Annotated in this window: 27 protein-coding genes; 11 read left to right on the forward strand and 16 right to left on the reverse strand. The window is 40.3% G+C overall.

What is annotated here, in order from left to right; all coding sequences use genetic code 11:
* Nucleotides 1–115: 115 nt before the first annotated feature.
* A complete protein-coding gene (locus ABTV71_RS12580; protein WP_433903394.1) occupies nt 116–871 on the reverse strand; it encodes a Ku protein in 756 nt (251 codons plus the stop codon).
* Nucleotides 872–1,062: 191 nt separating this feature from the next.
* On the opposite strand from ABTV71_RS12580, the gene ABTV71_RS12585 reads away from it, so the two are divergent.
* The gene (locus ABTV71_RS12585; RefSeq protein WP_433903395.1) at nt 1,063–2,265 is read left to right on the forward strand and encodes an NAD(P)/FAD-dependent oxidoreductase; all 1,203 of its coding nucleotides are present in this window, start codon (nt 1,063–1,065) and stop codon (nt 2,263–2,265) included.
* A 4-nt stretch (nt 2,266–2,269) separates the two neighbouring features.
* On the opposite strand, the gene ABTV71_RS12590 is transcribed toward ABTV71_RS12585, so the two are convergent.
* From ABTV71_RS12590 to ABTV71_RS12605, 4 genes are all read right to left on the reverse strand, one after another.
* Nucleotides 2,270–3,235, reverse strand: coding sequence for a DNA topoisomerase IB (locus ABTV71_RS12590; RefSeq protein ID WP_433903397.1), 966 nt, complete (start codon nt 3,233–3,235; stop codon nt 2,270–2,272).
* 107 nt (nt 3,236–3,342) lie between these two features.
* Complete coding sequence (locus ABTV71_RS12595) at nt 3,343–3,813, reverse strand: ferritin-like domain-containing protein (RefSeq protein ID WP_433903398.1); 471 nt, start codon at nt 3,811–3,813, stop codon at nt 3,343–3,345.
* Between the two features lie 268 nt (nt 3,814–4,081).
* Complete coding sequence (locus ABTV71_RS12600; RefSeq protein WP_121124651.1) at nt 4,082–4,288, reverse strand: hypothetical protein; 207 nt, start codon at nt 4,286–4,288, stop codon at nt 4,082–4,084.
* A gap of 85 nt (nt 4,289–4,373) precedes the next feature.
* A complete protein-coding gene (locus ABTV71_RS12605; RefSeq protein WP_121124652.1) occupies nt 4,374–4,874 on the reverse strand; it encodes an RNA polymerase sigma factor in 501 nt (166 codons plus the stop codon).
* A gap of 403 nt (nt 4,875–5,277) precedes the next feature.
* Between ABTV71_RS12605 and ABTV71_RS12610 the strand changes: the two genes are divergently transcribed.
* A complete protein-coding gene (locus ABTV71_RS12610; RefSeq protein ID WP_121124653.1) occupies nt 5,278–5,523 on the forward strand; it encodes a hypothetical protein in 246 nt (81 codons plus the stop codon).
* Nucleotides 5,524–5,590: 67 nt separating this feature from the next.
* Here ABTV71_RS12610 and ABTV71_RS12615 read toward each other — a convergent pair whose 3' ends face one another.
* Together ABTV71_RS12615 and ABTV71_RS12620 are read right to left on the reverse strand one after the other, a co-directional pair.
* Nucleotides 5,591–5,836 (reverse strand): DUF7218 family protein, encoded by a 246-nt coding sequence (locus ABTV71_RS12615; protein WP_108631829.1) that lies wholly within the window; start codon nt 5,834–5,836, stop codon nt 5,591–5,593.
* A gap of 22 nt (nt 5,837–5,858) precedes the next feature.
* A complete protein-coding gene (locus ABTV71_RS12620; protein ID WP_433903399.1) occupies nt 5,859–6,206 on the reverse strand; it encodes a hypothetical protein in 348 nt (115 codons plus the stop codon).
* A 180-nt stretch (nt 6,207–6,386) separates the two neighbouring features.
* On the opposite strand from ABTV71_RS12620, the gene ABTV71_RS12625 reads away from it, so the two are divergent.
* The 3 genes from ABTV71_RS12625 (at nt 6,387) to ABTV71_RS12635 (ending at nt 7,665) form a co-directional block, all read left to right on the forward strand.
* Entirely contained in the window at nt 6,387–6,965 is a 579-nt protein-coding gene (locus ABTV71_RS12625) for a hypothetical protein (protein WP_121124655.1), read from the forward strand.
* A gap of 206 nt (nt 6,966–7,171) precedes the next feature.
* Nucleotides 7,172–7,441, forward strand: coding sequence for a hypothetical protein (locus tag ABTV71_RS12630; RefSeq protein ID WP_433903401.1), 270 nt, complete (start codon nt 7,172–7,174; stop codon nt 7,439–7,441).
* 38 nt (nt 7,442–7,479) lie between these two features.
* Nucleotides 7,480–7,665 carry a CsbD family protein gene (locus ABTV71_RS12635; RefSeq protein ID WP_104382022.1) on the forward strand — a complete coding sequence of 62 codons (186 nt, stop codon included), beginning with the start codon at nt 7,480–7,482 and terminating at the stop codon, nt 7,663–7,665.
* Between the two features lie 84 nt (nt 7,666–7,749).
* On the opposite strand, the gene ABTV71_RS12640 is transcribed toward ABTV71_RS12635, so the two are convergent.
* The 6 genes from ABTV71_RS12640 to ABTV71_RS12665 all read right to left on the reverse strand — a co-directional run bounded on the left by ABTV71_RS12640 (nt 7,750) and on the right by ABTV71_RS12665 (nt 14,534).
* Nucleotides 7,750–9,564, reverse strand: a complete 1,815-nt coding sequence (locus ABTV71_RS12640) for a glycoside hydrolase family 15 protein (RefSeq protein WP_433903402.1) — start codon at nt 9,562–9,564, stop codon at nt 7,750–7,752.
* Entirely contained in the window at nt 9,561–11,747 is a 2,187-nt protein-coding gene (locus ABTV71_RS12645; protein ID WP_121124658.1) for a bifunctional alpha,alpha-trehalose-phosphate synthase (UDP-forming)/trehalose-phosphatase, read from the reverse strand. The genes ABTV71_RS12640 and ABTV71_RS12645 overlap by 4 nt, the downstream gene beginning before the upstream one ends.
* 260 nt (nt 11,748–12,007) lie before the next feature.
* Nucleotides 12,008–12,652, reverse strand: a complete 645-nt coding sequence (locus ABTV71_RS12650) for a hypothetical protein (protein ID WP_121124659.1) — start codon at nt 12,650–12,652, stop codon at nt 12,008–12,010.
* Complete coding sequence (locus tag ABTV71_RS12655) at nt 12,653–13,159, reverse strand: S-ribosylhomocysteine lyase (RefSeq protein ID WP_121124660.1); 507 nt, start codon at nt 13,157–13,159, stop codon at nt 12,653–12,655.
* A 106-nt stretch (nt 13,160–13,265) separates the two neighbouring features.
* Entirely contained in the window at nt 13,266–13,556 is a 291-nt protein-coding gene (locus ABTV71_RS12660) for an antibiotic biosynthesis monooxygenase family protein (protein WP_433903403.1), read from the reverse strand.
* A 63-nt stretch (nt 13,557–13,619) separates the two neighbouring features.
* Nucleotides 13,620–14,534 carry a LysR family transcriptional regulator gene (locus tag ABTV71_RS12665; protein WP_121124662.1) on the reverse strand — a complete coding sequence of 305 codons (915 nt, stop codon included), beginning with the start codon at nt 14,532–14,534 and terminating at the stop codon, nt 13,620–13,622.
* Nucleotides 14,535–14,610: 76 nt separating this feature from the next.
* On the opposite strand from ABTV71_RS12665, the gene hutH reads away from it, so the two are divergent.
* Genes hutH through hutG form a run of 4 tightly spaced genes read left to right on the forward strand, consistent with a single transcriptional unit; the run spans nt 14,611 to nt 20,443 of the window.
* Entirely contained in the window at nt 14,611–16,173 is a 1,563-nt protein-coding gene (hutH, locus tag ABTV71_RS12670; RefSeq protein ID WP_121124663.1) for a histidine ammonia-lyase, read from the forward strand.
* Nucleotides 16,174–16,185: 12 nt separating this feature from the next.
* Complete coding sequence (hutI, locus tag ABTV71_RS12675; protein WP_433903404.1) at nt 16,186–17,439, forward strand: imidazolonepropionase; 1,254 nt, start codon at nt 16,186–16,188, stop codon at nt 17,437–17,439.
* Nucleotides 17,436–19,454 carry a urocanate hydratase gene (locus ABTV71_RS12680; protein ID WP_121124665.1) on the forward strand — a complete coding sequence of 673 codons (2,019 nt, stop codon included), beginning with the start codon at nt 17,436–17,438 and terminating at the stop codon, nt 19,452–19,454. The genes hutI and ABTV71_RS12680 overlap by 4 nt, the downstream gene beginning before the upstream one ends.
* Nucleotides 19,454–20,443 (forward strand): formimidoylglutamase, encoded by a 990-nt coding sequence (gene hutG, locus ABTV71_RS12685; RefSeq protein WP_433903405.1) that lies wholly within the window; start codon nt 19,454–19,456, stop codon nt 20,441–20,443. Before ABTV71_RS12680 ends, hutG begins: the two co-directional genes overlap by 1 nt.
* A gap of 102 nt (nt 20,444–20,545) precedes the next feature.
* Here hutG and ABTV71_RS12690 read toward each other — a convergent pair whose 3' ends face one another.
* Complete coding sequence (locus tag ABTV71_RS12690) at nt 20,546–20,827, reverse strand: GNAT family N-acetyltransferase (RefSeq protein WP_121124667.1); 282 nt, start codon at nt 20,825–20,827, stop codon at nt 20,546–20,548.
* 228 nt (nt 20,828–21,055) lie between these two features.
* Between ABTV71_RS12690 and ABTV71_RS12695 the strand changes: the two genes are divergently transcribed.
* Complete coding sequence (locus tag ABTV71_RS12695; RefSeq protein WP_433903406.1) at nt 21,056–22,501, forward strand: exonuclease domain-containing protein; 1,446 nt, start codon at nt 21,056–21,058, stop codon at nt 22,499–22,501.
* A gap of 1,103 nt (nt 22,502–23,604) precedes the next feature.
* On the opposite strand, the gene ABTV71_RS12700 is transcribed toward ABTV71_RS12695, so the two are convergent.
* Nucleotides 23,605–24,309 (reverse strand): TIGR00730 family Rossman fold protein, encoded by a 705-nt coding sequence (locus ABTV71_RS12700; RefSeq protein WP_183078706.1) that lies wholly within the window; start codon nt 24,307–24,309, stop codon nt 23,605–23,607.
* 117 nt (nt 24,310–24,426) lie between these two features.
* Here ABTV71_RS12700 and recR point away from each other — a divergent pair, with 117 nt between their 5' ends.
* Nucleotides 24,427–25,041: a recombination mediator RecR gene (gene recR, locus ABTV71_RS12705; RefSeq protein ID WP_433903407.1), complete on the forward strand. Its 615-nt coding sequence runs from the start codon at nt 24,427–24,429 to the stop codon at nt 25,039–25,041.
* On the opposite strand, the gene ABTV71_RS12710 is transcribed toward recR, so the two are convergent.
* The gene (locus ABTV71_RS12710) at nt 25,038–26,213 is read right to left on the reverse strand and encodes an oxygenase MpaB family protein (protein WP_433903409.1); all 1,176 of its coding nucleotides are present in this window, start codon (nt 26,211–26,213) and stop codon (nt 25,038–25,040) included. The two genes, recR and ABTV71_RS12710, sit on opposite strands and share 4 nt — an antisense overlap.
* Between the last annotated feature and the right edge of the window lie 53 nt (nt 26,214–26,266).

Below are 26,266 nucleotides of genomic sequence, written 5' to 3' on the forward strand. Positions count from 1 at the left end.
GTGTAAGTAATCAAGTTCATAACGATCTGTACACCACATATCCAACATTGGCCTAGTTTGCGTAGACAATATGTATTTTCCTGATTTGAGTTTATGTATTGAATAAATTTTTTAGTTAACCTAAGCTTGCTCTTAGTTTGGCGAGCAGGTCATTGGCCTTCGTATTTTCAACCTTTATTTTTCTTATTGTAGGCCGCTTACCTTTATCTTTTTGTTTGATAATCTTTAACAGTTCCTCACTATATTCATTTTTATAGCTGCTTAGATCAAAAGCCTGACTATGCTGTTGAATAAGTTGCGTGGCCATATCCATTTCTACTTTTTGTAGTTTGACTTCAGCAGGCAGTTTCAGTTCATCAAGGCTTCTTATTTCCTGTTGATAACGGATTTTGTTCAAAACCAAAACATTTTGATAGGGTTTTATGATGGCAAGGTGTTCTACATTACGCATGACAAAAGCGCCAAGTCCGGCTGTTTTTGTTTTATCAAGAGCTTTTAATAACAATTGATATGCTTTTTCACCACCTTTTTGGGGTTCAAGATAATAGGGTGTATCAAAATATATACTGTCGATATCTGCCAATTTGACGAATGCATGTAAATTGACGAGTTTTGATTTTTCCGGACTGGCATCTTCAAAATCAGCATCTTCCAATACCACATAATGATCTTTCATAAAATATCCCTTGACAATATTATCCCACTTTACCTCTTTTCCTGTTTGTTCATTGACGCGTTTGAATTTAATATTGGCTAAATCTTTTCGATCTAGCATATCGAGATCAAGGCTGCTGCTTTCTGTTGCGCTATATAGTTTTATCGGGATGTTTACCAAACCAAATCCGATTGCTCCTGTCCAAATGGCTCGCATAGTATGTTATTTTTATCGCTATCTGATAGCCAGATTGCTTTATTACGATTATTCTAGAGAGATAACCGCTACTAAGTTGAAATAGTTTGGGCCATCCAAAAAAATAGTGCTTTTGTTCTTTCCACGCCCGACGAAGTAATCCAAACTTTTCTTTCTGAAATTGGTTATAAGGGCATTGCTTATCTCACAATATGGATTTAAAATCATACGAACCTTTCTGGTTAATAAAAAATGGACTCCTGGCAACTTATCCCGCCCTGCGCGAGGACAAAGTCTGCGACGTTTTAATTGTTGGCGGCGGAATCACTGGCGCGCTGGTTGCTCACCAATGTATATCAATGGGGAAAAAGTGCGTGCTGATTGATAAACGGGAAATTGTTAATGGGAGTTCGGCGGCGACAACATCCATGTTGCAATACGAGATCGACACGCCGCTCTATCAATTAAGGGAATTAATAGGCGAGGAAGGTGCCATCGCCAGTTATGAAGCTTGTAGTAAAGCAATTGACAATATCGGATTGCTTTCGCGCAAGATCGGATCCAAAGCTGGTTTTCGGACTAAAGATTCATTATATTATGCTTCGCGCAAAAAGGATATTACTTGGCTAAAACAGGAATTTGATGCCCGGAAAGCTGCTGGGTTTAAAGTAAAATGGCTTAGCGAGAATGAAATCAAAACCAGATTCCATCTGGAGAAAGCCTACGGCGGAATACTCTCCGAAAAAGGAGCTAGTATAGATGTCTTTTGTTTTGCGCACGAACTGCTGACCCACAATGTCAGGCATGGATTGGAAGTTTTTGACAAGACAGCGCTTATTTCTGTAAAAAGCAATCTGCGCAGCCATACGGTAGAAGTATCTACAGGGGCAACGATCCGCGCAAAAAAAATAATCTATTGCATCGGTTATGAGACAGTAGGCGTAATCCCAGAAAAATTTGTGGACTTAATCAGCACTTTTGCTATCGTTTCCGAAGTGAATCCCTCTCTTTATCAGCGGTATAAAGACTTATTGATCTGGAATACTTCCGATCCTTACCTTTATATGCGGACGACCGATGATGGCCGATTTTTGCTAGGCGGCGAAGATGAAGAATTTCGTAACCCGCAAAAGCGTGATGCGTTGATCGCTAAAAAGACCGATAAGTTGGAAAGATCTTTTCACAAGATTTTCAATAAGTCTTTTTTCACAGATTTTAGCTGGGCCGGAACCTTTGGCGTCACCAAAGACGGTCTGCCCTATATAGGTGAACATAAGCAATTTAAAAATACCTATTTCGTTTGTGGCTTTGGGGGCAATGGAATTACATTTTCGGTCACTGGAATGGAAATGGTCGCTCATTGGTTGGAAAATAAGAAACATCCCCTGTCCGAGTGGTTCAGGTTTGGACGCTAAGGGTTTAGCTATATTTTAACAGAAAGCGAAATAGTTTATATTCGAGCTTACTCCCCGTCAATTTTTCTTTGATGACAGGGAATTTCCCTTCCATATATACCTGTTGTATGACCGGATGGATATAATAATTTTGTGATACAGTTTTGGTATTGCCCAATTGTTTGGCGATCGTCTTTATTACCTCATTTAGCTGTTTTTTTCGTGTGTTTAGATCATCTCCCTGCTTTGATCGGGATAATAGATCGAACGCTTCTCTGCTGGCTCCCCATATACGGATATCTTTACAGGTGATCTGTCCCGGACAATGATTACGCAGATAGGTATTAAAAGTGCGCCCGCAAAAATTGCTTTTGCCTATTTTTTTTTCGAGCTGAAATAGGTTTTTTCCCTTTAGTCGGAGCAGTTCGTCAAGTAATTTTGCCTGTTGTTTGTCTCGCCAAGTCTTTTCTTGGAAAACACCTTTTTTCCCTCTGTAAGCGAATGTGATGGTATTGCCCGTTATCTTGACATGCCGCTTTTCAAGGGTGCTGAGACCATACGACTTGTTTTCCATCGTATAACGCTTATTGCCAATTCGGATAAGCGTACTGTCCATTATTTTAAAAGCAATTGCACATAATTTTTCCATCGTCCAGTCCTTATGTTTCAAATGTCGGGAACTTATTTTCCTGAGATCCTGAAGGTACTGCCCCATATAGAGAACATGTCTAAATTTATCCGTTTGTTTTTGATGGACAAATTTTGGATGATAGATATATTGTTTGCGGTCCTTCTGGTCGAAACCATAGGCCTGGAGATCATTTCTTGCACTCTTTGCAATCCAGACATTGTTCCAATTCGGCGGAATGACTAAATGACGTATCCGGTCCAATACCTTTGGATCCGTGATCTCTTTGCCTGAGTTATCAAAATATTTAAAGATTTTTCTAATTTTTCGCCTTGTGTAGCCTTGTTTATTTTTGATCTTCATATAGACGCTTTATTTAAATAACAATTGTTGAACTTACGTCGTTGAATAATAAAAAAATCCTCATTATCGACAAATAAGGATCTTTTTATGGTTAAGTTAGACTATATTTAATTATAATCTTTATCTCTTAGTGTTTTGATGTACTCGTGGGCTTCCAATTGTATGGCCAGCTGTTTTTCGATCAGCAGGAGGAGGTCGTGTGTGATTTCCCAATCTTGATTGTCAACAACATCTTTATAGGTCTTTGTAAAAGCATCTTCCCCCTGTTCACAACTTGAAAGCAGACTTTTTTGGTCATTGCCGGACACGGCAGATTTAATGTCCATCCATATTCTGAAAAGCTTACCGCTGATCATTGTACCATCGGTAGCGGCCTTGGCCTGCTGTTCCAGATAGGGCTTAAGTTCTTCAATAAATAGTTCGGATTGATTCATATAATCAACGAAAATAGGGGGCAAGGTATCGATATGAAGACGGTCAGCAATCTCAATTGCTTTCTTATACCCTGCGATACGATCATTGTTGATCTGTATGAGATCATTGATCAATGTGCTATCATTTATTGTTATCGTTTCCATTTATTTTAGCGTTTTAAGATATTTGATTTCATTTCGATCTTAGAACCTATGCCGGAGCCGTTCCGTTGAAAAAAATAGTAGTATGCGTATTTTTACCCTTTGGTAACTTTCCGGGTTGCCATTAAAAAAGCGATACACTCTGCAATGCCGTTTGAAGGTAAAATTGTCTGTCAAAACAGAGAGAATGGAACTCTGCTTGTCGTGATTTGTTGATCTATCGGAATTCAGCTAAAAAGAGACCACTTTATCTGAATAAAGTGGTCTCTTTTTAGCTGATGCAGATCTTATTTTGTTTTACCTGAGCAGGAAGTTTTTTTTCCTCTTCCACGTTGCTCTTGGTTTGTTTTTTGTTTATCGAGCTGGCTGCATCTGGCTGAACGATTGTTTTGTTATTTCCTTTGCCAATAGGACCGCCACAAATAATCAGCAAAATCGATAAATGCTGCTGATTGAAGGCTATGTTTTTAGATTTCATATAGCTGTTTTTTAATGTATTGTCAAATTAATTCAAATTAATGTGAAGAACTCTACTTTGTTAACATTCAAAAGAACTTTTGGTTTTATTGAATTCGATATACTTTTAACTGTTTTTGCAGCTTCTTGCGGGTCATATGTATTCTCGTCTTTATGGTTCCTTCCGGCATCCCAAGATAGGACGCGATTTCGTGATATTTGTAACCTTCCAAAAATAACTGGAAGATCTGATAGTTGTCTTCGGAAAGACCGCACATGGCCTTCTCAATATCATCCGATACGAATTTATTCTCACCCTTATTCGCTTCTGTCGTTTTGTAAGCTTCCAAACCTATATAGGTCTCATGGATATCACTGGTTCTTTTGGCTTTACGATATTGGTTAATATAGACATTCTTCATAATAACATACAACCACGACATTAATTTGGGATGCTTAATAAAGTCATCGATCGACTTCAATGCACGAATAAGTGTTTCTTGAATCAAATCCTCTTTTTCGTCAGGATCGGTGGTGAATTTTCCTGCGAAATGTTTTAATAGACTTCTTTTTTCTTCGACTAGCAAGTTTAAATTGGAATTGTTCATGATATCTATCGTTTATTTAAATTGATTGATTTTCCAAACATATTGGTACAATTAGAGTGCTAATTTTTGCCAAAATTGGGGTGTATACCCTTGTTTAAACAGCTAAATGCGGAAAATACGTATACCGGATATTTTATACATTGTGGCTTATCAGCTACACGAAAAGACGGTTTATTCAAAAAAATAGTACAGCAATAAAATAAGTTTACGCTCTTTTGTGGCTGCTCAAATGGGTATTTATTTCCTTAAGAAATGTTTAAATTACGGATATAGGTCACTGTTATTTAACATTTCATATTGTTCAGGTTTTGGAGCAACACGGACAGTTTTTCAATTTTATCGAACTAAAGTTTAATGAAAGGGGTTCCTTTATTAAGAATCAGCACATAAAAATAAATTATATATGAAAGAGGTAAAGAAATTAATGGTTATTGTTGGAATCGGGCTACTATGTAGCACAACATTGTTTTCCTGTAAAAATTCTTCGAGAGATAATACGGAGGGAAGTGAACAATCAGATAATATAACTCCTAGTAATGCCGATGAAACAAGGTATAACTTAAGTGAGCAACAGAAGATGAGCATGCAGAAAGACACAACCTTATTGGATTCTGCTCAAAAAGATAGTTCAAAGGATATCAATCGTTAAGTTTGCCGTCGGCAATTCAGCCGAAACTGCTAATTAAAAAACTCCCGTTATATAGGGAGTTTTTTAATTAGGCGCGAATTGCTTTGATCAGGCTCTCCTTAGTCATTTTATGACGGCCTTTTATTCCGATTTTCTTGGCTTCCGCAAGTAATTCAGTTTTACTTCTTTCATCCAGCGCTGTGCTTTTTCCACCTTTTTTTCCCGAGTCGGGTGTATTCGCTATGCGGGCAGATTTTTCTTTACTGTAACCTTCACGGCGCAAAGCTTCGTATTTCGCGTCATCCTTGATCTGTTTACCATGATTTTTGGTCATAACGTTTATTTTAATTTTTTGATTATAAGCCTTTTTCCTCGACGTCCTCCTCCTGGTCTGAATCGGGGGGATAGATATCCTCCTCTTTATGATCTGGCTTCTCCGGATGTTTTTCGTGGTCCGGATCTATATGATCCAGATCGTCTCTGTCGCGTTGTTCTTCCTCTGTGGGATCGGGGCCTTCCGCATTTTCCGGATAGTACTTGTCAGGTGTCACCTCTTCTAGGTCAGGAACTCTAGGAGGTCTGCGGACTGGCATGCCTTCATCTGTGCCTGGATTAGTATCGATAGGGTCTATTTCGTTCAAAAGCAAGAAAGCATCTTCGAACTTTAATGGCATACCACTACGAAATTGAATTGTTGTTCTCATATTCTATTTCCTTTTTGAATAGAACAATTACCGGGTTCGAATCGTTGTATTTATGTGAAATAGGTTTGCTATAATATGGATAAGATTGTTTCTGTATCAAAAATGAAATTAATAATAATACAAAACTTTTCAATCATGCATCTTGTTATCAAATTAAAGTAATTTATTAAAAAAGATACTATGAGAAAATTTGCACTACTTTTATTCGTTACAAGTGGCATTTGTTTACAGGCAAATGCACAGAAGATTGAAACCACGCCACAGATGGCATCAGATGTCGGTATTGAGCCCATTCGTCAGGGCAACTGGATGGTAGGTGGTTCAATCGGAAGTCTTGGCTATAGTTTTGAAGGAAAATCATTTAATGCTGCACTTCAGCCACGTGCTGGTTATTTTGTATCAGACGGACTGGCGATAGGTGCCCAGGCAAACCTTGGATTACATACTAAAAAGGATGAGGATAACGAATGGACCTATGGTATAGCGCCATTTGTACGTTATTATTTTCCGAACGCTGGATCGTCTACAGGTCGTTTTTTCGGACAAGGTGATATTGGTATCTCCGGAAGCTCTATCGGCAAAAGTGCTTCTTTGGCGGTAGGAGCAAATGTTGGGTATGCCCATTTTATCACCCGAACAGTCGCTTTGGAAGCAACATTCGGGTATAACTACAGCAAAGCAAGTATCAATACCGGCAGTGGTGCCAGCGGCCTCGGAGTAGGCGTGGGTTTTCAGATCTATTTGCCGGGAAAAAGATAAAATCAATATAACTGGCAACCTTAACAGCGCGTTTCCATCCCAGCTGGGGTGGAAACTTTTTGTAAGTTGCTGGATGTGTACCATACATAGACGTATAAATACCTGTCTTCGGCATAAAAACACTTGTTCTGATAGTAAACATCTAAACTTTGAAACATTTGATCACTGACTAGTGTTTTGCATATAGATCAAAAAGGATAAAAACAATGACTAGAACAAAAGATATCGGATTGGTTCTTAAGGATCGAATGGGAAAATGGTCTTCGTATACTATTCCTTTGCTAAAAGAGTGTCACCTAAAAGACAAGGTTGTCAGGAGCAATGAACTTGAAGGTATATTCGTTATCGGGAATATTGCGACAGGTTTGTATATATTTTCGCTCTATAAGAATCGTTTTATTGATTTGATGGGAAGGAGTATTGGGATGGATGAAATTTGTGACCATTTCAATGAATATAAAGAAAACTTAATATAAATATATATCAATTCATTTTTGAACTAAAAAGGAGTATTATGAGTAATTTAACATGGAAAGGACGTTGGAACGAGTTAAAAGGTAAAGTAAAGCAACAATATGCTGATTTGACTGACGATGATTTGTTATATGCGGAGGGCAAGGAAGACGAGTTGTTAGGTAAGTTGCAACAGAAAACTGGAAAGACGAAAGAGGAAGTGGAAGATTGGTTAGATAAAATGTAATCGTTTGATTTAAGTTTTAAACTTACATATGAGAAGAAATGCGGTCAATAACTAATTGACCGCATTTTTGTTTTACACTCCTTTTTATAAGGAGAAGATTGGTTTGTCTAATTTAATTGCGAGGCGGTACACCGCATTCATTAAACCTACATGACTATAGGCCTGAGGAAAATTACCCCATTGGCTACCATTATTTTCAGTGACATCTTCGCTAAACAGTCCCAGATGATTACTATAAGTAAGCAATTTTTCCAGAATTTCTTTTGCTTCGTCAACCCTTCCCACGCAAGCGAGGGCTTCTACATACCAAAATGCGCAAACTAAAAAAGTAGACTTGGGTTTACCGAAATCATCTTGGTGTTTGTAACGGTAAAAGAGTCCATTTTCACCTTTAAGTTCTTTCTCCAGCGCCTCAAGATGTTGCTGTGCGCGTGTGGATTTAGGATTTAAGTAATCCATGACAATTAATTGCAGGGTACTGGCATCTAAATTTTTGCTATCCAAGGCATTTTGGTAGACCTTTCTTTCTTCGTCATAACAAGCCTCGATATATGCGGCCGCTTTTTCGAGCAGTACAGTTGCGCGCTGTTCCATATCCTGATAGCCGTTTTGACGGGCAATAAGTAGTGCTGCTTTACAGCCTACCCATTGGAAAAGATTGGAATAACAATGATGATTGGCAAAATTTCGAAACTCCCATATTCCGGCATCTTTCTCATCTATGGTTGCCTCAATTTTTTCCAGAATAAAATTTACCCAGCCCAATACATTTTTGTTCTCGTGGATTTTAAAGCGTTGATCTGTAAATAAGGGGAGTAGGGCAATCATGGCTTGGCCATATACATCGTTTTGGATATGTTCAAACGCTTGATTGCCAATACGGACCGGACCACTGTCTTGATAGCCATCTAAATAGGGAAGAATTTGTTCGGTGAGTTCCGAATTTCCGAGTATCCCATATAAGGGTTGCAGTCTTCCGGGGTTATGATGTGTAATGCCGGCAATATAATTCGCAAAACTTTCCATTTCTTCAAATTGACCAATATGTGTTAATGCTGTCAAGACATAATAGCTGTCGCGTACCCAACAGTATCGATAGTCCCAATTTCTGCCGGAGCCTGGAAATTCGGGGAGACTCGTGGTTGAAGCGGCAATAATTGCACCCGTATCTTCATATTGGTGCAATTTGAGCACCAGGGCCGAACGGATCACTTCTTTCTGGTAGATATTTGGAATACTGCAATGTTTTATCCAGCGTTGCCAGTAACTCAATGTTTTTTGAAGGAAATCTTCACAGGTACCTGCAATGGCAGATTCGAAAGCCGCATCATAGGTCAATATAAGATATTTGTTTTCATTAATAATTGTCCAGTTGTCATCCTGAAAAAAATGGGAGATGGGCACATCTGTCGTCAAGCGTATCCGTTCGCCAATTTCAGTGCTACTGTACAGAATATGGTTGCTTCCCCGCGTAGATTTTAAGGTATTCCTTCCGTAGTTTCCAGTCGGCTGGCATTGGATATTGACGCTTGGGGCACCTCTTACCGGTTCTATTTTACGGATTAACATCAGAGGTTTAAAATAACGTCCAAATTGTTCGAATCGCGGCGCAAAATCCGTAATGCGATAAGCAAAGGATTCGGTATGGACTTCCGTGCAGAGTATATTGGAGTTTTTGATATAATATTGCTTGGTTTCAACAATATCCTCTTCTGGCTTTATGATAAAACGCCCCCCCTGATTTTTATCCAATAGACCGCCAAATATAAAACTATCTTCGAAGGACGGCCAGCATAACCAAGATATGTTACTGTCGATGCCTACATGAGCAATATAGGAACAATTGCCGATAATACCGGTTTGATAAATATGTCTGTCTACTGTTGTGTTTTCCTTCATTGTTTTATAATAAGTTGATTTAAAAATTGAAGTACATCTTCCTGTTGATCTAAATAGTATTTTGCTGCGGATTTATTACTGCCTACTTTTATACTGATAGTTGATTGCGGCAGATACTTAAAGAGATCTTCATCGGTAATATCGTCTCCGATAGCCAAGAGGAAATCAGCTTTGATATGACCGGCAATTTCTAATGCCGCTTTTCCTTTGTTGACCTCGGTATTTTTTACTTCAATAACAGCATTTCCATCGAGAAGCTGCAGTCCATAGTCATTCAACATTGGATTTAAAATTTCTTTTAATTCTGTAGCTTTAAGTTCTCCGAGTCCAAGTTCCACTTTACGATAATGCCATGCCAGGGAATAGGGTTTGGCTTCTATATAGGCACCCGGAGTCTGGTCGGCGAGTTTCTCCATGATTTTTTTGACTTCCGGCATCCAGTGGAGGGCTAGTCCTTTTTTATAAGCCCAGTTGAAATTTGGAAAATTGGACCAGATTCCATGTTCCGCAACCAGATAATAGGAACGTCCATCGAACCAAGTGGAAAGACTTTCCTGTGCACGGCCGCTGATGATGACGAGCGTATTAAGCGGATCAGCGATTATACTATCCAGCAAATTATATAGGAGGACGGTCGGACTTGCCTTCTGAGCATGATTTTGAAATTTGACCAGCGTACCGTCGTAATCTAAAAAAAACAGTCTGTTGTGGCTTTTTCGGTAACGTTCGGCAATGCTGCTAAATACCTTGTCTGAAATTCGTCGTGCCCATTCATCACGTTGTATCGCTTTTGTTTCCGCCAAGCGGTTAATAAACAAACGAACCCAGTGCTGTACATTAAATTTCTGTATAATTTGACGGTTGGCTTCTGAACGCTCGTGAATCTCCTCGGGAGACATTTTAAGGGCCTGATAGATGCTGTCAGCAGTTTCCGCCCGATTATATGGGTTGACGATGAGTGCATCGACCAACTCCTTTGAAGCACCAGCAAATTCGCTGAGGATCAATACACCGTCACTATAGGTATTACTGGCAATATATTCCTTACTCACGAGATTCATGCCATCCCTCGTCGAGGTAACCATACAGATGTCTGAAGCCATATATAGACCTATAAGTTCTTCAAATGGAAGAGATTTATAAAAATAGAGTACCGGAGTCCAGCTTAGATTACCATATATCGAGTTTATCTCACTTACTTTTCGATTGATTTCATCTTTTAGTTTCTTATACTGTGATACTTTATCTCTTGAAGGAACAATAAGCATATACAATACAACTTTTGAATGCCATTCCGGATATTTTTCCAGGAAAGTGAGGAAAGCCCGTAATCTTTCTAATATTCCTTTACTATAATCCAGGCGATCTACAGATATGATTATTTTCTGATCGGGAAAATGACTGCGAAATTGCGTAGCGATGGCATTTACCTCCGGAAGGGAGCTGGCATGTACAAACTTGTCGTAGTCAATCCCCATTGGAAAAGATTCGATGAATATATGCCGGTCTTTGTGTTTGAGCTGATTGTGACCACAGGGTACGTTTAATATTTTCCTGCAGGAGTTCAGAAAGTTCTGACTATCTGCAAATGTATGGAAGCCAACCAGGTCAGCCCCCAATAAGCCTTCAATCAGTTCCTTCCGTTGGGGGATATTCATAAAAAGCTCTTCTGAAGGGAAGGGTATATGATGAAAATAGCCAATATTGAGTTCCTTATTTTCCTGACGTAAAAGTTGCGGGAGCAGCATAAGCTGGTAATCCTGTACCCAAATAAAATCTAGAGATTGCGGTATGGATAGTGCCGTTTCGCAAAATTTTTTATTGACCGCTACGTAGGTGGACCAGTATTCCCGATCAAAATGTATATAACTGGGCTGGTAGTGACAGATCGGCCAGAGGACCTCGTTGGAGTAACCCTCATAAAAATTTCGGATTTCTTCTTTTGAAAGGAAAACTGGCAGCAGGTTCATCGGTTTGAGCAATTCGGTGATTTTCTCCTTTTCAGCATCATCCTTGGGAACTATTCCCGGCCAGCCTACCCAGAGGATTTCGCTGGAATCAAAGGCTGAATTCAAGCCGGTGGCCAAACCTCCAGTACTTGGTTTGATGATGAGTTTGTCTTTTTTTCGTTCTATTTGTATCGGCAGTCTATTTGAAATTATTATTTTCTTTTTATTCTTCATAAAAGTATTAGATCGATTTATTTGCAGTGTAGAGGAGTTATAATAAATATAACGATTGGTACCTAATCTAGGTATATGAACAAGCCATGACCGGAAATAGTTTAGAATAATTCAAATAATCAAGATTTTAGTCTTTTACGTTGATGAGGAATGAGAAATTTATGCAGCGCAGATTTTGACCTATTTTGATCTTTCAATAGGATATGGAAGAAAAAAAAGACCTAAAGCCAGCGCTTTAGGTCTTTTCTGCGTATTTACTATTATGAAATTCTCGGTATGCTTATTTTTTCTTTGTGAAGTCGTTCATTCACAAACTCATCCAATATTTTTCCCAATCGACCGGAAATTTCACCAAGAATGCTTTCCCAGTCTTTTACGGTACCATCGCAGTTGTCAGAAACAATTTTGACACTATGAAAAGAGAGATTTTTGAGAAAACAAAAATTTGCAAGTGCGTAAGCTTCCATATCAAAAGCCAAAGGATTCAGGTGTTTGATATCTTGATAGAATGCTGTATTTACATTGATAAAACGATCTGATGTCAATAGGGCGTCTTCATATTTAAATTCCGCGCCGGAAACAGATTCGATTGAACCTTGGCCCTTTAATAAAAGGGTATTTTCCAAAAAGAATCCATCGGTATAAGCGTCGCCTTGGGCATAGTAACTTGGGTACAGTACGTGACCGATTGGGTGCCGCGTACATCCAACCGTGCCGACATTAAGTAGAACCGGGGTGATACCCAGTGTCTTGATCTCCTCGTATAGCGTTGCCACAGATAAGAGTGCGTTCACTTTACCAACACCTATTTCATAGATGATGGTCGATGTATTGTCGGTAGTAAAAGATAATTCATTTTTATTTGCTACCAGAATGATTGTTTCAATCTCTTTGTTAAGGATCATTTAGTTTTCTTCAATATAAGGGTATTCGAAAGCGAGTTCTCCAGCATTGATCAAATGTAAGAAATTGACACAGGCTTGCTTTGAGGAATCGAAATCCATAAACGTGTAGTTTCCGCAACTGATCGGGTTTTGAAAAGGTACCTCATAACCCTCTGTCAAAATGGTTTCGAGTACTTCTTTCATCAATTCGGCAACAGCTTGAGGGCTTCTGTCTGTGCCTGCTAAGACTACATAAAATCCCGTACAACAGCCCATTGGTCCAACATAGATCACTTCGTCACCTAAGATAGTCCTAATTTCCGTAGCAAAGCAGTGCTCCAAAGTGTGCATCACCTCCGGAGACAACATACGTTCGGGCGAATTCGGTCTGATCATGCGGATATCGTATGTCGTGTAGCTTTCAATGTTGCTGTTATTGGTATTGGAAGCCTTGGCATATATCCCTTGTTTCAACTTGGTATGGTCTACCGTGAAACTATTTACTTTTGCTTTTTCTTTTGTATACATCTTATTCTGTTCATTACTGTAAAGCCATGGCTTCACAGGGGTTAAAAGTTGAATTTAAAATTTCTACAAAGATAGTAGATATTATTGAAAAAGGTGGATTAAAAAGCTATTTTAACACTTCATAATGTTCTACAGTAGGGAACGGATCATAATAGTGATGCAATAGTTTTTCCCATTCTTTAAATAAATCAGACTCTCGGAAGCCGACAGTATGGTCTTCTAATGTTTCCCATTCAACCAATAGAATGTATTGGTTATCCTTTTCAATGCATTTGCGGAGCGAATGTGTAATATACCCTTTACTTGCACTGATATACTGGCAGGCATTTTTATAATCACGTTCGAAATTAGACTGTTGTCCCTCGATAATTTGTAGTACGGCTACTTCTAAAATCATAATTTGTTTTTTTAAAATATATAGTCAAGTAAATATATCAAATATTTCCACGATAAAAAAAGTCTAAATTTCAGCAATAATGGATTCTGGGCTTTGTGAAGCGATAATATCTAAAACGAAGGGTATTCCCGGGTTACGGTTTTCGGCATTCCAGACCAGGGAAAGTGTCGTTCGTTGAGGCAAGCTGTCCAGTTCCAGGAAACAGACGTCAACGTGATAACCATTCTTCAAGGAGGCAGGAACAATAGCGACGCCAAGTCCCTGGGCCACCATATTAAATATTGTTAACGCGTTTACGGTACGCAAGGTAACTTTCGGGGTAAACTGATGATCCCGGAAAATACTCATGACCAGATCGTAATAAGAATGACTGTAATTTTTCGAAAATAGAATAAACGATTCATTCTTTAATGCGTACAGATTTGGTTTTTTCTGTATTAATAATGGATGGTTTTTTGGTAACACCAAGCTGAAATGTTCCGTATAAATAGGAAGGCTATGTAATCCTATAGGCGTATCGGAAAGACGGACAAAGCCAAAATCAAGTTCCTTCTTTTGAATCAGGTCCAATTGTGTTTCATTGGCAAGTTCATGTAGGGATAATTCAATATCCGGTTGTTTTTGTTTGAGGTTGATCAGTAATTGTGGTAATATTGTCTGTACTGCCGAGCCGATGAAGCCCAGTTTTAGTGTACTAATCCTGCCGTTGGCCAAGCTTTGGAGCTGGGTTTCAATCTGATCTAAATGCCTAAACAATTCTTTCACCTCTTCAAAGAGATAATTGCCTGCTTCGGTCAGTGATACATGTCGTTTGTTCCGTTCCAATAGTGTCACACGGTAGTTCTCCTCCAGCTGCTTGATCTGCCGGCTCAGCCCTGGCTGGGCGATAAATAACCTTTCCGCAGCTTTTCTGAAATGCAGCTCTTCGGCTAACACTTTGAAGTAAAGAAAGTGTCTGAGTTCTGTTTGATAATTCATGGTTATCAATTGATGATAAAAATGGTATTTCTAATTATTAAATATAGCGGCTAAATTTGATAAAAGCTTTATAACCATGGAAAAATTTTTATACGGCAGTGGACATTTGACTTGCTCCATTGCTTTAGCAATAGCAAAAGGGGATATAAAGGGAGAAATCTCGGCAGAAGTGAAAGCAAATATCGACAGAAGTGCCGCTTATGTGCAGCAAATTGTCGAACGTGGGCAAGTTGTATATGGTATTAACACGGGTTTTGGTCCGCTCTGTACGACGTTAATTGATGCGGATCAAACGCAGTTATTGCAAGAAAATATTCTGAAGAGTCATGCTGTGGGAATGGGTGAACCTATCGCTAATGATCTGGCTAAGGTGATGTTGATATTGAAAGTTCATGCATTGGCAAAGGGTTTCTCCGGGGTACAGTACAGTACCATAGAACGTATTGTCTGGCATATTGAACAGGATGTCGTTCCTGTTGTTCCCAAGCAGGGGTCAGTTGGCGCCTCGGGTGATCTGGCCCCGTTGTCCCATCTTTTTCTTCCTTTGATCGGCCTTGGCAAGGTTAGCGTCAATGGTGAGATTTATGCGACGGAAGCAATTTTAGTGAAACATAATCTTGCACCAGTTCAATTGGGGGCTAAAGAGGGACTGGCATTGATCAATGGGACACAATTTATGGCTGCGCACGGTGTTAAAGCCGTAAGTGAATTTAATAGGGTACTTCAAAATGCAGATATCATTGCTGCGTTGATGATTGAAGGCTTAAATGGCTCGATAAAACCCTTTTTTTCCGAACTGCATGAGCTTCGCCCACATTCGGGGAACCGTTATGTGGCTTCAAATATACATTCTTTACTTTACGGTTCGGCTATTTTAGAAAGTCATAAAGATTGTTCGCGCGTTCAGGATCCGTATTCTTTACGTTGTATCCCACAGGTGCATGGCGCTTCACGTAATGCTTGGCTTCACCTAAAGGAGGCGATCGAATTAGAAATCAATTCAGTAACGGATAATCCCGTTATTATAAACGATGAATTGACGATCAGTGGCGGTAGTTTCCATGGACAGTCCATTGCTTTACCTTTGGATTATGCTACGCTTGCAGTTTCTGAAATGGGTAATATATCGGACCGCCGGGTTTATTTATCCTTAGAGGGGCAAACCAATGGGGTTCCGAAATTGTTGATGAAATCGACAGGGCTCAATTCTGGTTTTATGATTCTTCAGTACAGTACGGCTGCTATTGCAAGTGAAAATAAAGGCTTATGTTTTCCTGCTAGCGCAGACAGTATACCGACATCGCTGGGGCAGGAAGATCATGTGAGTATGGGCTCTATCTCCGGTAGAAAGCTGCTTCAAGTCATAGATAACGTGGATAAAATTTTGAGCGTCGAATTATTATGTGCTGCACAGGCGAAGGATTATCATCACCCGCTGCAGTCCACTCCGGCATTGGAAGCAATTCACGAACGCATACGGCAGTTTATTCCACATATTGAATCCGATCAGCCAATGGAAGCTCTGTTGGACAGTGCATTGGAATTGGTCAAATCAGGCGAGCTGATTAGCTTACGCCGTCAAAGCAATCCACAGAATGCCATAACAATGGAGCTGGTAGAACGTTTTGAAACATTTTAGCTTCACATGAAAATGGAAAAAGATTTAAAACTGATAGGTCCGTTCAGGCAGTTATTGACAATGGACAATATTCCGTTGAAGGGCGCCATAAAGGATGCGAAACTGCAGGTTATTGAGCAGGCGGGAATTTTAATCGAAGGTGAACTTGTTCAAGAGGTAGGTGACTTTGATTTTCTGTACCAAAAATGGCAGGATAAAGCAGTTTTTATTCGTCTTGAAGGTAATCAGGTTGCACTACCCGGTTTTGTTGACTGTCATACTCATATCTGTTATGCGGGACAGCGGGCAAATGATTTCGCCCTTCGCAATGCGGGTTCTTCATATCTTGAAATTGCGGAAGCTGGTGGCGGGATTTGGAGCACTGTCACCCATACAAGGACCTGCACGGAGGATGATCTGGTACAGCTTACTGTCGACCGTGCCGCATTTTTATTGGCACAGGGGGTCACAACTGTTGAAGTTAAAAGTGGTTATGGGCTTCAGGTTGAAGAAGAGCTTAAGATATTACGTGCGATAAAAAAAGCAAATCAAGTGGCTGCGGCGGACCTGGTACCCACCTGTCTGGCAGCCCATATGCTGCCTAGGGACTATAAAGGGACGGCAAAAGATTATCTCGACCTAATGGAGGTAACCCTCTTTCCGGAATTGAAAGCACAACAATTGTCCAATCGTGTGGATGCTTTTATCGAAAAGACAGCATTTGATGCGGAAACGATCAGGCCATATTTGCAACGTGCCAAAGCCATGGGGTTTGATCTGACGGTTCACGCGGATCAGTTTAGTACGTCCGGTAGCCAAGTTGCTGTGGAACTGGGTGCGCGATCCGCTGATCATTTAGAAGCATCCACAGCTGTTGAAATCAAGCTTTTGGCGCATTCCGATACTGTTGCTGTAGCATTGCCTGCCGCATCAATTGGCATTGGTTGTGCTTTCACTCCAGCACGAAAACTGCTGGATGCCGGCGTATGCCTGGCCATTGCGAGCGACTGGAACCCGGGGTCTGCACCGATAGGCCAATTGCTGACTAGCGCCTGCATATTGGCTACAATGGAAAAACTAAGCAATGCCGAGGTTTTATCAGCGTTGACTTTTCGCGCCGCACAGGCCCTGAATCTACACGATCGCGGTAAGCTAGTGAAGGGAATGCGTGCGGATTTTATTTTATTCCGGACCGATAATTATCAAAATATTACTTATTACCAGGGAAGTATGAAGCCTTCGGCCGTATGGAAAGATGGTAAGGAAGTATTTTCAACTGAACGATGATGGACAATACATTTAGTCGTGTAGTTGCAGAGGGTATTCCCTCCCAACTGCCACCCAAAATAGAACGTGACGCTATGGTAAGCCATGCGCCTCGGCGCAAGGACATTCTTTCAAAAAAAGAAGAAAAGCTGGCCTTGAGGAATGCCCTTCGTTACTTTCCGAAATCATGGCATGCTGAACTGGCGCCAGAGTTTTTGACTGAATTAAAGGAATATGGAAGGATCTATATGTATCGTTTTAGGCCTGACTATGCGATGTATGCGCGGCCAATAGATGCGTATCCTGCAAAAAGTAAACAGGCGGCGGCCATTATGCTAATGATCCAGAACAATTTGGACCCTGCAGTTGCTCAACATCCCCATGAACTGATTACCTATGGCGGCAATGGTGCTGTTTTTCAGAACTGGGCACAATATCGGCTTACAATGCACTATCTGTCCCAAATGACCGATGAACAGACCTTGCACATGTACAGCGGGCATCCTATGGGGTTATTTCCATCATCCGAACATGCTCCCCGCGTTGTGGTCAGTAATGGAATGATGATCCCGAATTACTCCAGACCTGATGACTGGGAGCGTTATAATGCACTGGGTGTCACGCAGTATGGGCAGATGACAGCTGGTTCGTACATGTATATTGGTCCACAGGGAATCGTTCACGGGACCACGATTACTGTCATGAATGCCTTTCGTCGACAGTTGCCTGTCGGAGAGACCATTCAAGGAAAGGTATTTTTAACCTCGGGCCTGGGCGGAATGAGTGGAGCCCAACCTAAAGCAGGTAATATAGCAGGCTGTATAACTGTATGCGCGGAGATTAACCCTGCGGCTGCAAAAAAGAGACATGAGCAGGGGTGGGTAGATGTGTTGGTTGAAAATATTGCCCAGTTGGTGAAGCAGGTTCGGGCAGCAATGATTCAAAAACAGACGATATCCTTTGCGTACATCGGTAATATCGTGGAAGTCTGGGAAGCGTTTGACCGTGAGCATATCTTTGTAACTGTTGGATCGGATCAGACTTCGCTCCACAATCCCTGGTCCGGCGGATATTATCCAATGGGATTATCTTTTGCCGAATCCAATGCGCTGATGGCTGCTGATCCTGATAAATTCAAACAATTTGTACAGGCAACATTGGTTCGCCATGTGGATGCGGTCAATAAGCACGTCGCTAAAGGGACATATTTCTTTGACTATGGCAATGCATTTCTGCTGGAAAGTAGTCGTGCAGGTGCTGCTATATTGGATACAGAAGGGGATGGGTTCCGATATCCTTCTTATGTTCAGGATATTTTGGGGCCGATGTGCTTTGATTATGGTTTTGGGCCATTTCGTTGGGTCTGTACCTCCGGTGAGGCCAATGATCTGGAAAAGACAGATCAGCTTGCGATGGATGTACTGACATCCCTTCAGGCCATTGTTCCAAAGGAGATTCAACAACAAATGTTGGATAATATCAAATGGATCAAGGAGGCGGGTAAAAATAAGTTGGTTGTCGGGTCGCAGGCACGTATTCTGTATGCAGATTCCAACGGGCGTATCGCGATTGCCAAAGCATTTAACGAAGCTATCCGAAAAGGACACCTGGCGGGCCCAGTCGTTTTGGGACGTGACCATCACGACGTCAGTGGGACGGATTCCCCTTATCGGGAAACAAGCAACATCTACGACGGGAGTCAGTTTACAGCTGATATGGCTATCCATAATGTAATAGGTGACAGTTTTCGAGGTGCAACTTGGGTGTCTATCCATAATGGTGGCGGTGTTGGATGGGGTGAAGTTATCAACGGTGGATTTGGGATGCTGCTTGACGGTTCGGCTGCTGCTGACGTTAAATTGGAGAAAATGTTGTATTTTGATGTAAATAATGGTATTGCAAGGCGAGCGTGGGCCCGTAATAAGGAGGCAAATCAAGCCTTGGACAATGCAATGGCGAGCAATAGCGCATTGTTGGTTACCCGTGCGCAACTCGTAGACGATGATATTATCAATGATTTGTTTAATGAAGACTGATGAATCCTTTATTTAATCACAAAGGCTTATATGTCCCTGGAGACCAAGCCGTATGGAAGGGGCGGGTTGATGGCGAAGAAAGAGATTGGATGCGTTGGCATCAGTTGGTGGACTGTATAGATCTGTCCGCTGACTCCAATTTGAGTCAATCGTTGGTTTTTTTGGGATTTTGTAGTGATGAAGGTGTAGGTAGGAACCAGGGGCGGGTAGGTGCGAAGGATGGGCCAGGCGCGATAAGGAATGTACTTGCAAATTTACCAGCTCATTTTTCATGTGAACTTAAACTTAAGGATGCTGGTGATATTATGCTAATAGATAATGATTTGGAATCTTCCCAATTTACTCTTGGAAATGCGCTGTCGTCCATTCTTAAAGGCGGGGGATTTCCCGTTATTTTGGGCGGGGGACATGAGGTAACCTATGGTCATTATCTTGGGGTAAAGCGTTTCCTGGACGACAGGAAATACCGGATCGGGATTATTAACATTGATGCACATCTGGATATGCGCGAAATTTCGACAGGACAGGGGAATTCAGGGACTGGATTTTTTCAGATCGAAAGAGACCTCAGTAACCAGGGGCAATCATTTCACTATTTGGCCATTGGTATACAGGAAATCAGCAATACGAGAGGTCTTATTGCCTATGCAAAATCCAAGCATACGCAGATTATTGAACGAAAGGATGTAGTCGTGGACAGACTGGATGCGCTTCGGAGACAGGTACGGGACTTTGCCGGTCAGGTGGACTATGTATACCTGACCATTGACCTGGACGCATTTGCAGCGCCCTATGCACCTGGTGTAAGTGCACTAGCCTTCAATGGTATCGTTCCTGATGAATTATTTTTCGATTTGTATAGTGCTATCATCGAACTGCCCAATTTGAGGTCGATGGATATTGCTGAGTTAAACCCTTATTTTGATATCGATGCCCGCACGGCTAAATTAGGAGCATATCTTATTTTCAAGTTATTAGAGCGGTTTTAAGCTATTATATCCACAGGTATGTTTCACGAAAGTCTGTCTTAATAATAAAAGCAGGTTGGCTCTTTCAATGATAGATTAACCTGCTTTTTATGTTTTTTTGGGCTAAAAAAGCACATCGGCTAATTCCGCCTCTTTGTCAAAGACAGATTTTGCATAAGGACATAGGGGAAGAATTTTGAGATGTTCTTTTCGGGCAAAAGCAACTGCAGCCATTAACATTTGCTTGCCTAATCCCTTACCTGTGTAGTTTTCGCTGACCTCGGTATGGTCAATGATAAACTTTGTTGGACCAGCCCAGGTGTATGTCATTTGCGCGACTGATTTTTCCTGATCTACTACCTCAAAACTGCCATGTTTTTCGTCGTTTTTATGTATTACTTCCATTGATTATGATTTAATGTGTTATCTAAAAGTAGCTACAAAATAAATAAAATCAAATCAACAACTTTCCTGTACTGTTGATTCTGTTGAATATTGCCGAAAATTGACTAAATGATCACAGGCCGTAGGGAACTGACAATTTCCGCCACTCCAATTACTCCCTTTGTTAATAAACTTTAGAAAAAATACGCTTCTACTAAAAATGTTAGTATATTTGTTTTAAGAATGACTATGAATCGAAGCAAAAAACAAGAATTTGCCATAGTGGATATTGAGACCACGGGCGGGAATGCAAAATCCAGTCGGATCACTGAAATTGCAATCGTTATACACGATGGTAATCGGGTACTGCATCGTTGGGAGACTTTGGTAAATCCGGGGATGGAAATTCCCAATTCTATTTTTGCGTTGACAGGCATCGACAATGACATGGTTAAAGATGCGCCAATGTTTGAGGATGTTGCCTCAGATATTCACGCTTTATTGAAAGATCGGGTTTTCGTTGCGCATAATGTCAATTTTGATTACTCCTTTATTCGTTTTCAACTGCAGGAGGCAGGAATAGAATGGTCTTCAATTAAATTATGCACGGTGCGTTATGCCCGCAAGATCAAGCCTGGGCTATTATCTTATAGTTTGGGGCGTTTGTGTGATTATCTGGATATACCTATTGAAAATCGGCATCGTGCAGGCGGTGACGCGGATGCGACAGCGATCCTTTTTGGTTACCTGCGTGCATTGGACACAGCTCAGGTCTTTCAGGAAATGATCAAACATAAGGCTATCGATCAGCGTTTTCCACCACATTTAAATCTTAGGGAATTTGAGCAGCTCCCGCATACTCCAGGAGTGTATTATTTTCACGATAGAAATGGAAAAGTAATCTATGTGGGAAAAGCAATCAACATCAAGAAGCGGGTATCGTCGCATTTTACAGGCAATAATATTCAGGCACAACGGCAAAATTTTTTAAAAGAGATCTATCACATCAGCTATGAACGATGTGGAACGGAGCTTATGTCCCTGTTGCTGGAATGCGCTGAAATTAAACGGCTTTGGCCGAAATATAATCGGGCGCTCAAACGTTATGAGCCAAAATTTGCCTTATTTTCTTATGAGGACCAAAATGGTTACCTCCATTTGGCAATTGGTAAAATGAACCGCGTTCAGGATTTTATTCAGTTGTTTCAGCGGGAATATGATGCTATTCAGTTGTTGCAATCCTTTATGAAAGAAGGTGAAATTAATGCCCAGTTTTGCCATTTTGGCACTGCCAGTTTGGCAATTAAATCCACAATTAGGGGCGAGTTGCCTGATCGTGAACTGCATAATACGCGGGTAGAACGGTGTATAGATGAATGGTCGAAGCGGAGGCCTTCCTATGTATTTATAGATCAGGGTCGGAATGTGGAAGAAAAAAGCTGTATTGTTATTGAAAATGGGCGATTTTATGGGATGGGTTATATTGATCAGTATGGTCAGCATGCTTGTCTTGATGATATCAGAGCAGAGGTTAAGGTGTATCCTAGCAATCATTATATGTTGGAACTGGTACGACAGATGGCCGAAAGATATCCAAATAAGGTACATTTCATGAATAATAATCCTAAGGGCCTTGTCGCAGCAGAACCTGTCAGTAACTATGACAAAATTACTTCTGATAGGCTCTTTCATTAGTCGGGATAGCGCGCTATAATTTGCGAAATAGACTATTAGCAACGGGATTCGTCATATCAATCTCAGTAATTTGTTAAAAAAATGTGAAATAAAAGCCTACATTTTTTTTGGTCTGATAGTTGAAACATTCCTTATATAGAATAATAAAAAAGACTTTTCATAATTTAGGTTAATAATTGGTTAGTTAAGACCTGGGGCTCCCAACCTCAGGTCTTCTTTTTTGTGTTTAGTAGCTAATTTTCTTTATTGTTCATACAGAAATACAGTGGCCGCGGCTCTAGGCTGGACCCAATGATAAGTTGAAATAGTATTTTGTTGGATAATGGTAATTTATTGTTTTTCAGTTATTTGTGATTTGTCCCCCTTTTTGTCCCCCCTTGTTTTTTTCTCTATAGAGTTAATTTGTTCTATTTTAGCGTCAGCATACTGTAATGGCGGAATTAGTAAACAAATATGGGGCGTTTTCTAAAAGTAGCTACGGTATATCTTATCCATATCTTTATATATAAAAGGGCCTAGGCCCTTTTTTTTTTATTATTCATAATCTACAACCACTAGTGTCCCATTAAAATCGGGGCATTTTAAAAATTAAATGAATTTGGTGCATTAAGGTCCGTTCTTTGTCATATTGAAATTTAGTTTTGCTAAAGAACCCTCGCAGGTTTGTTTAATCAGTCAGGGAGATGCTCAATATTTATAGTACTTCATTGGTACTTCTGTCCAGTTTCATCTTATGCTGCGCGATGACCACCAAGCAGTACGTGCAGATGACGGTATAGATCTTGATCCGGACAGCATTTTCGGTGGTGTAGTTGCAAAAGTTAGAATCAAAACCTGTTTAATCAAAAAATAGTATTAATTAACAGTATTTCAAATATTTAAAAACAAAATTTTAATAGGGTAGCAATGATCTACAACTGTAGATTATCCGTAGTATTTGCCTTTGTTTAAGATCTTGCACCTAGATTTCGATATAGATATTATTCTTTTTGAGGTGGGCAAAACGGACCGACCATACCTAGATTGACAATAGGAGGAAATTAAAATAATAAGGAGCATCCGATTTTTCGGATGCTCCTTATTTTGACATAATGTTTTGATTATTAGAAGTTTGGTTTCAATAAGTACTTGTCATAGAAACGGAAAATATGGTCGGCAGCTTCTTTTGCTGTATCGACAATGCGAAAAAGTTTCAAATCTTCTTCACTGATATACTTGTTTGGCAGCATGGTATTTTGCACCCAGTCTATTAAGCCTTTCCAATACTCTGAACCAACCAATACGATAGGGAAGCGCGCAATCTTACCTGTTTGAATCAAGGTAATTGCTTCAAAGAGTTCGTCCATTGTTCCAAAACCCCCCGGCATGACGATATAACCTTGGGAGTATTTCATAAACATTACTTTTCGCACAAAAAAGTATTTGAACTCAAGCAATTTATCCCGATCGATATATTTGTTGTGAAATTGTTCAAATGGTAATTCAATATTTAGGCCCACGGATTTTCCGCCAGACTCATAGGCACCTTTATTCGCTGCTTCCATGATCCCCGGCCCACCTCCAGATATAATTCCATAACCGCGTTCAGTGAGTAGGGCAGCGATATCTACCGCCATCTGATAATATTTGTGTTCGCGTGGTGTACGTGCAGAACCAAATATGGATACACAGGGACCAATTTTAGCCAATTTTTCAAACCCGTCCACAAATTCTGACATGACTTTAAAAATCTGCCATGAATCTTTAACCTTAATTTCCTGCCATGTTTTGTTCTCAAAAGCGCGGATAATTTTATCTTCTTTTGTAATGTCCATATATAACGTTATACATTTAATTTCTAAAACCCATTTTTTTTCAAAAAGGAATACAATATAGCTATTTTTTTAATACTAGCTACTTTTTGCGATTATTCTTACATTTGCATTATGAATTTTTCTTCTAAACTTCTTGAGAACGCGGTTGCGGAATTTGGCAAATTACCTGGTGTGGGGCAAAAGACAGCGCTAAGGCTGGTTTTGCATTTATTGAAGCAGTCCGATCCGGAGGTGGCCCGTTTTACTGCCGCTATTGACCGATTGAAAGAAGATATTCAGTATTGCCAGGAGTGCTTTAATATTTCGGACCATTCGACCTGTGAAATATGCAGTTCTTTCAAGCGGGATAAAAGCATAATTTGTGTTGTGGAGGATACACGTGATGTTATGGCCATTGAAAATACAAATTCTTATCAGGGCGTTTATCATGTGCTGGGCGGCCTGATTTCGCCCATGGATGGCATCGGTCCGGCTGATCTTAAAATTGAAGGTTTGCTCAATCGTATTCAACGTAGTGGTGTAGAGGAAGTTATTCTTGCGTTGTCAGCAACAATGGAGGGCGATACAACGATCTTTTATCTGTACCGTAAGTTGCGTGAATTTGATATTAAGATTACGACAATCGCACGTGGTATCGCATTTGGAGGTGAACTGGAATATGTTGATGAGCTCACATTGGGCAGATCGATTGCCACGAGAGTACCCTACGAACGAAATGTAGGTTAGTTGTACGTCAAATAGATCTGTTTGACTCCCTCATGAACTTTTCGGCCTTTTCGTATCTGTTGCTGCCTGACTTTATCGTTTAGGATTTGACTGTTTGCTTTTTTGTTTTTGAGGATGTTGAAGTAGGCAATTTTGCCGATAGTCGTTTTTTCCAGTCCCAACAACGCGCAGGAATAAGCTCCTAAAAGATAGTTGTTATAATACAAATGAACTTCCCGCATGAGTCTTCTGCCAAATTTGCTCCTTGGATATGCCGCGTTTACCGGTTCTTCCATTAGAGCCTGAGCGAGTGCGACACTATCTTTATCACCTTCTTTTTGGGTCATTGTCCAATAGTACAGCGATTTAATAGCCTCCTCCTCCGAATCCGGGAGGAGATCTATTGGAATTCCCAATAAAGTTCCGACATATTTCCAAAGATGGAATACACCGTCAATTTCAGTGTTTAATAAATTGAATTTCATTTGTTTGAGTCCAATTAAGTAAACTAATGAAAAGCCTAGGTTTGTTGCCAGCATATCCCAGGTGTTTAAAGGAATTCCCCATTTATCAGAATTCCAACCACTATGTTTCAATATATTCAATCGGGCAAATGAATGGATGCATCTGGTCAATAAAATGGCCTCTATACCGATACCGCCTTTTTTCAATGCATCATTGGCCGTAATGTCAACCCAAAATGTAACGGTTTCCGTTAAACGCTTTACCGCACCTTTTTTCAGTGCTCCCGTAAAAATTAGCGGTTTGTTGATTGCACTGGATTCGTAGCCACCCATAAGACAGTAATCCCTTAATACAATTAGTCCGGTTAGTCCGGAGCGTTGACTGAGTTTGATTCCCTGCTCTATTTTTTGCCGATCGAGCCACTCAGGTTCCAGGGGTAATGTATCCATGAATTCCGAAATCAGTCCAACATAATCGGCTTCAATAACTCTACCGCGTAAATAGTCCCGAATCAGTTGCTGTCCCTTTACGAAACCAATTTTCAGATGCAACTGTTCCACCAGTTGATCACAGGCTGTGTCATATTGATATAGCAAAGGTATAAATTGTGCTGCATGAGCCAAATCGGGAGTGGTTGGCAATTTAGTTAGTAAGCTGACACCAATACCCTTTGTCCAGTAAAAGTGAAAAGAAGTTGTGTTAATTTTATAGCGATCGGGAATTTTCATTTTTGATAGTAATATATAGAGCTTGAATTTATTGGACTTGAATTCTCCTGTTC

It is taken from the genome of Sphingobacterium puteale, assembly GCF_050986225.1.
Taxonomy (GTDB): domain Bacteria; phylum Bacteroidota; class Bacteroidia; order Sphingobacteriales; family Sphingobacteriaceae; genus Sphingobacterium; species Sphingobacterium puteale.

Excerpts from the sequence above, each read along its gene's own strand:
- ABTV71_RS12665 (WP_121124662.1), bottom strand. The coding sequence starts at position 14,534 with ATGAATTATCAAACAGAACTCAGACACTTTCTTTACTTCAAAGTGTTA.
- ABTV71_RS12650 (WP_121124659.1), bottom strand. The coding sequence starts at position 12,652 with ATGATCCTTAACAAAGAGATTGAAACAATCATTCTGGTAGCAAATAAA.
- ABTV71_RS12635 (WP_104382022.1), top strand. The coding sequence starts at position 7,480 with ATGAGTAATTTAACATGGAAAGGACGTTGGAACGAGTTAAAAGGTAAA.
- ABTV71_RS12660 (WP_433903403.1), bottom strand. The coding sequence starts at position 13,556 with ATGATTTTAGAAGTAGCCGTACTACAAATTATCGAGGGACAACAGTCT.
- ABTV71_RS12695 (WP_433903406.1), top strand. The coding sequence starts at position 21,056 with ATGAATCGAAGCAAAAAACAAGAATTTGCCATAGTGGATATTGAGACC.
- ABTV71_RS12610 (WP_121124653.1), top strand. The coding sequence starts at position 5,278 with ATGAAAGAGGTAAAGAAATTAATGGTTATTGTTGGAATCGGGCTACTA.
- ABTV71_RS12625 (WP_121124655.1), top strand. The coding sequence starts at position 6,387 with ATGAGAAAATTTGCACTACTTTTATTCGTTACAAGTGGCATTTGTTTA.
- hutH (WP_121124663.1), top strand. The coding sequence starts at position 14,611 with ATGGAAAAATTTTTATACGGCAGTGGACATTTGACTTGCTCCATTGCT.
- ABTV71_RS12595 (WP_433903398.1), bottom strand. The coding sequence starts at position 3,813 with ATGGAAACGATAACAATAAATGATAGCACATTGATCAATGATCTCATA.
- ABTV71_RS12710 (WP_433903409.1), bottom strand. The coding sequence starts at position 26,213 with ATGAAAATTCCCGATCGCTATAAAATTAACACAACTTCTTTTCACTTT.
- ABTV71_RS12680 (WP_121124665.1), top strand. The coding sequence starts at position 17,436 with ATGATGGACAATACATTTAGTCGTGTAGTTGCAGAGGGTATTCCCTCC.
- recR (WP_433903407.1), top strand. The coding sequence starts at position 24,427 with ATGAATTTTTCTTCTAAACTTCTTGAGAACGCGGTTGCGGAATTTGGC.
- ABTV71_RS12600 (WP_121124651.1), bottom strand. The coding sequence starts at position 4,288 with ATGAAATCTAAAAACATAGCCTTCAATCAGCAGCATTTATCGATTTTG.
- ABTV71_RS12630 (WP_433903401.1), top strand. The coding sequence starts at position 7,172 with ATGACTAGAACAAAAGATATCGGATTGGTTCTTAAGGATCGAATGGGA.
- ABTV71_RS12615 (WP_108631829.1), bottom strand. The coding sequence starts at position 5,836 with ATGACCAAAAATCATGGTAAACAGATCAAGGATGACGCGAAATACGAA.
- hutI (WP_433903404.1), top strand. The coding sequence starts at position 16,186 with ATGGAAAAAGATTTAAAACTGATAGGTCCGTTCAGGCAGTTATTGACA.
- ABTV71_RS12605 (WP_121124652.1), bottom strand. The coding sequence starts at position 4,874 with ATGAACAATTCCAATTTAAACTTGCTAGTCGAAGAAAAAAGAAGTCTA.
- hutG (WP_433903405.1), top strand. The coding sequence starts at position 19,454 with ATGAATCCTTTATTTAATCACAAAGGCTTATATGTCCCTGGAGACCAA.
- ABTV71_RS12580 (WP_433903394.1), bottom strand. The coding sequence starts at position 871 with ATGCGAGCCATTTGGACAGGAGCAATCGGATTTGGTTTGGTAAACATC.
- ABTV71_RS12645 (WP_121124658.1), bottom strand. The coding sequence starts at position 11,747 with ATGAAGAATAAAAAGAAAATAATAATTTCAAATAGACTGCCGATACAA.
- ABTV71_RS12620 (WP_433903399.1), bottom strand. The coding sequence starts at position 6,206 with ATGAGAACAACAATTCAATTTCGTAGTGGTATGCCATTAAAGTTCGAA.
- ABTV71_RS12640 (WP_433903402.1), bottom strand. The coding sequence starts at position 9,564 with ATGAAGGAAAACACAACAGTAGACAGACATATTTATCAAACCGGTATT.
- ABTV71_RS12585 (WP_433903395.1), top strand. The coding sequence starts at position 1,063 with ATGGATTTAAAATCATACGAACCTTTCTGGTTAATAAAAAATGGACTC.
- ABTV71_RS12690 (WP_121124667.1), bottom strand. The coding sequence starts at position 20,827 with ATGGAAGTAATACATAAAAACGACGAAAAACATGGCAGTTTTGAGGTA.
- ABTV71_RS12590 (WP_433903397.1), bottom strand. The coding sequence starts at position 3,235 with ATGAAGATCAAAAATAAACAAGGCTACACAAGGCGAAAAATTAGAAAA.
- ABTV71_RS12655 (WP_121124660.1), bottom strand. The coding sequence starts at position 13,159 with ATGTATACAAAAGAAAAAGCAAAAGTAAATAGTTTCACGGTAGACCAT.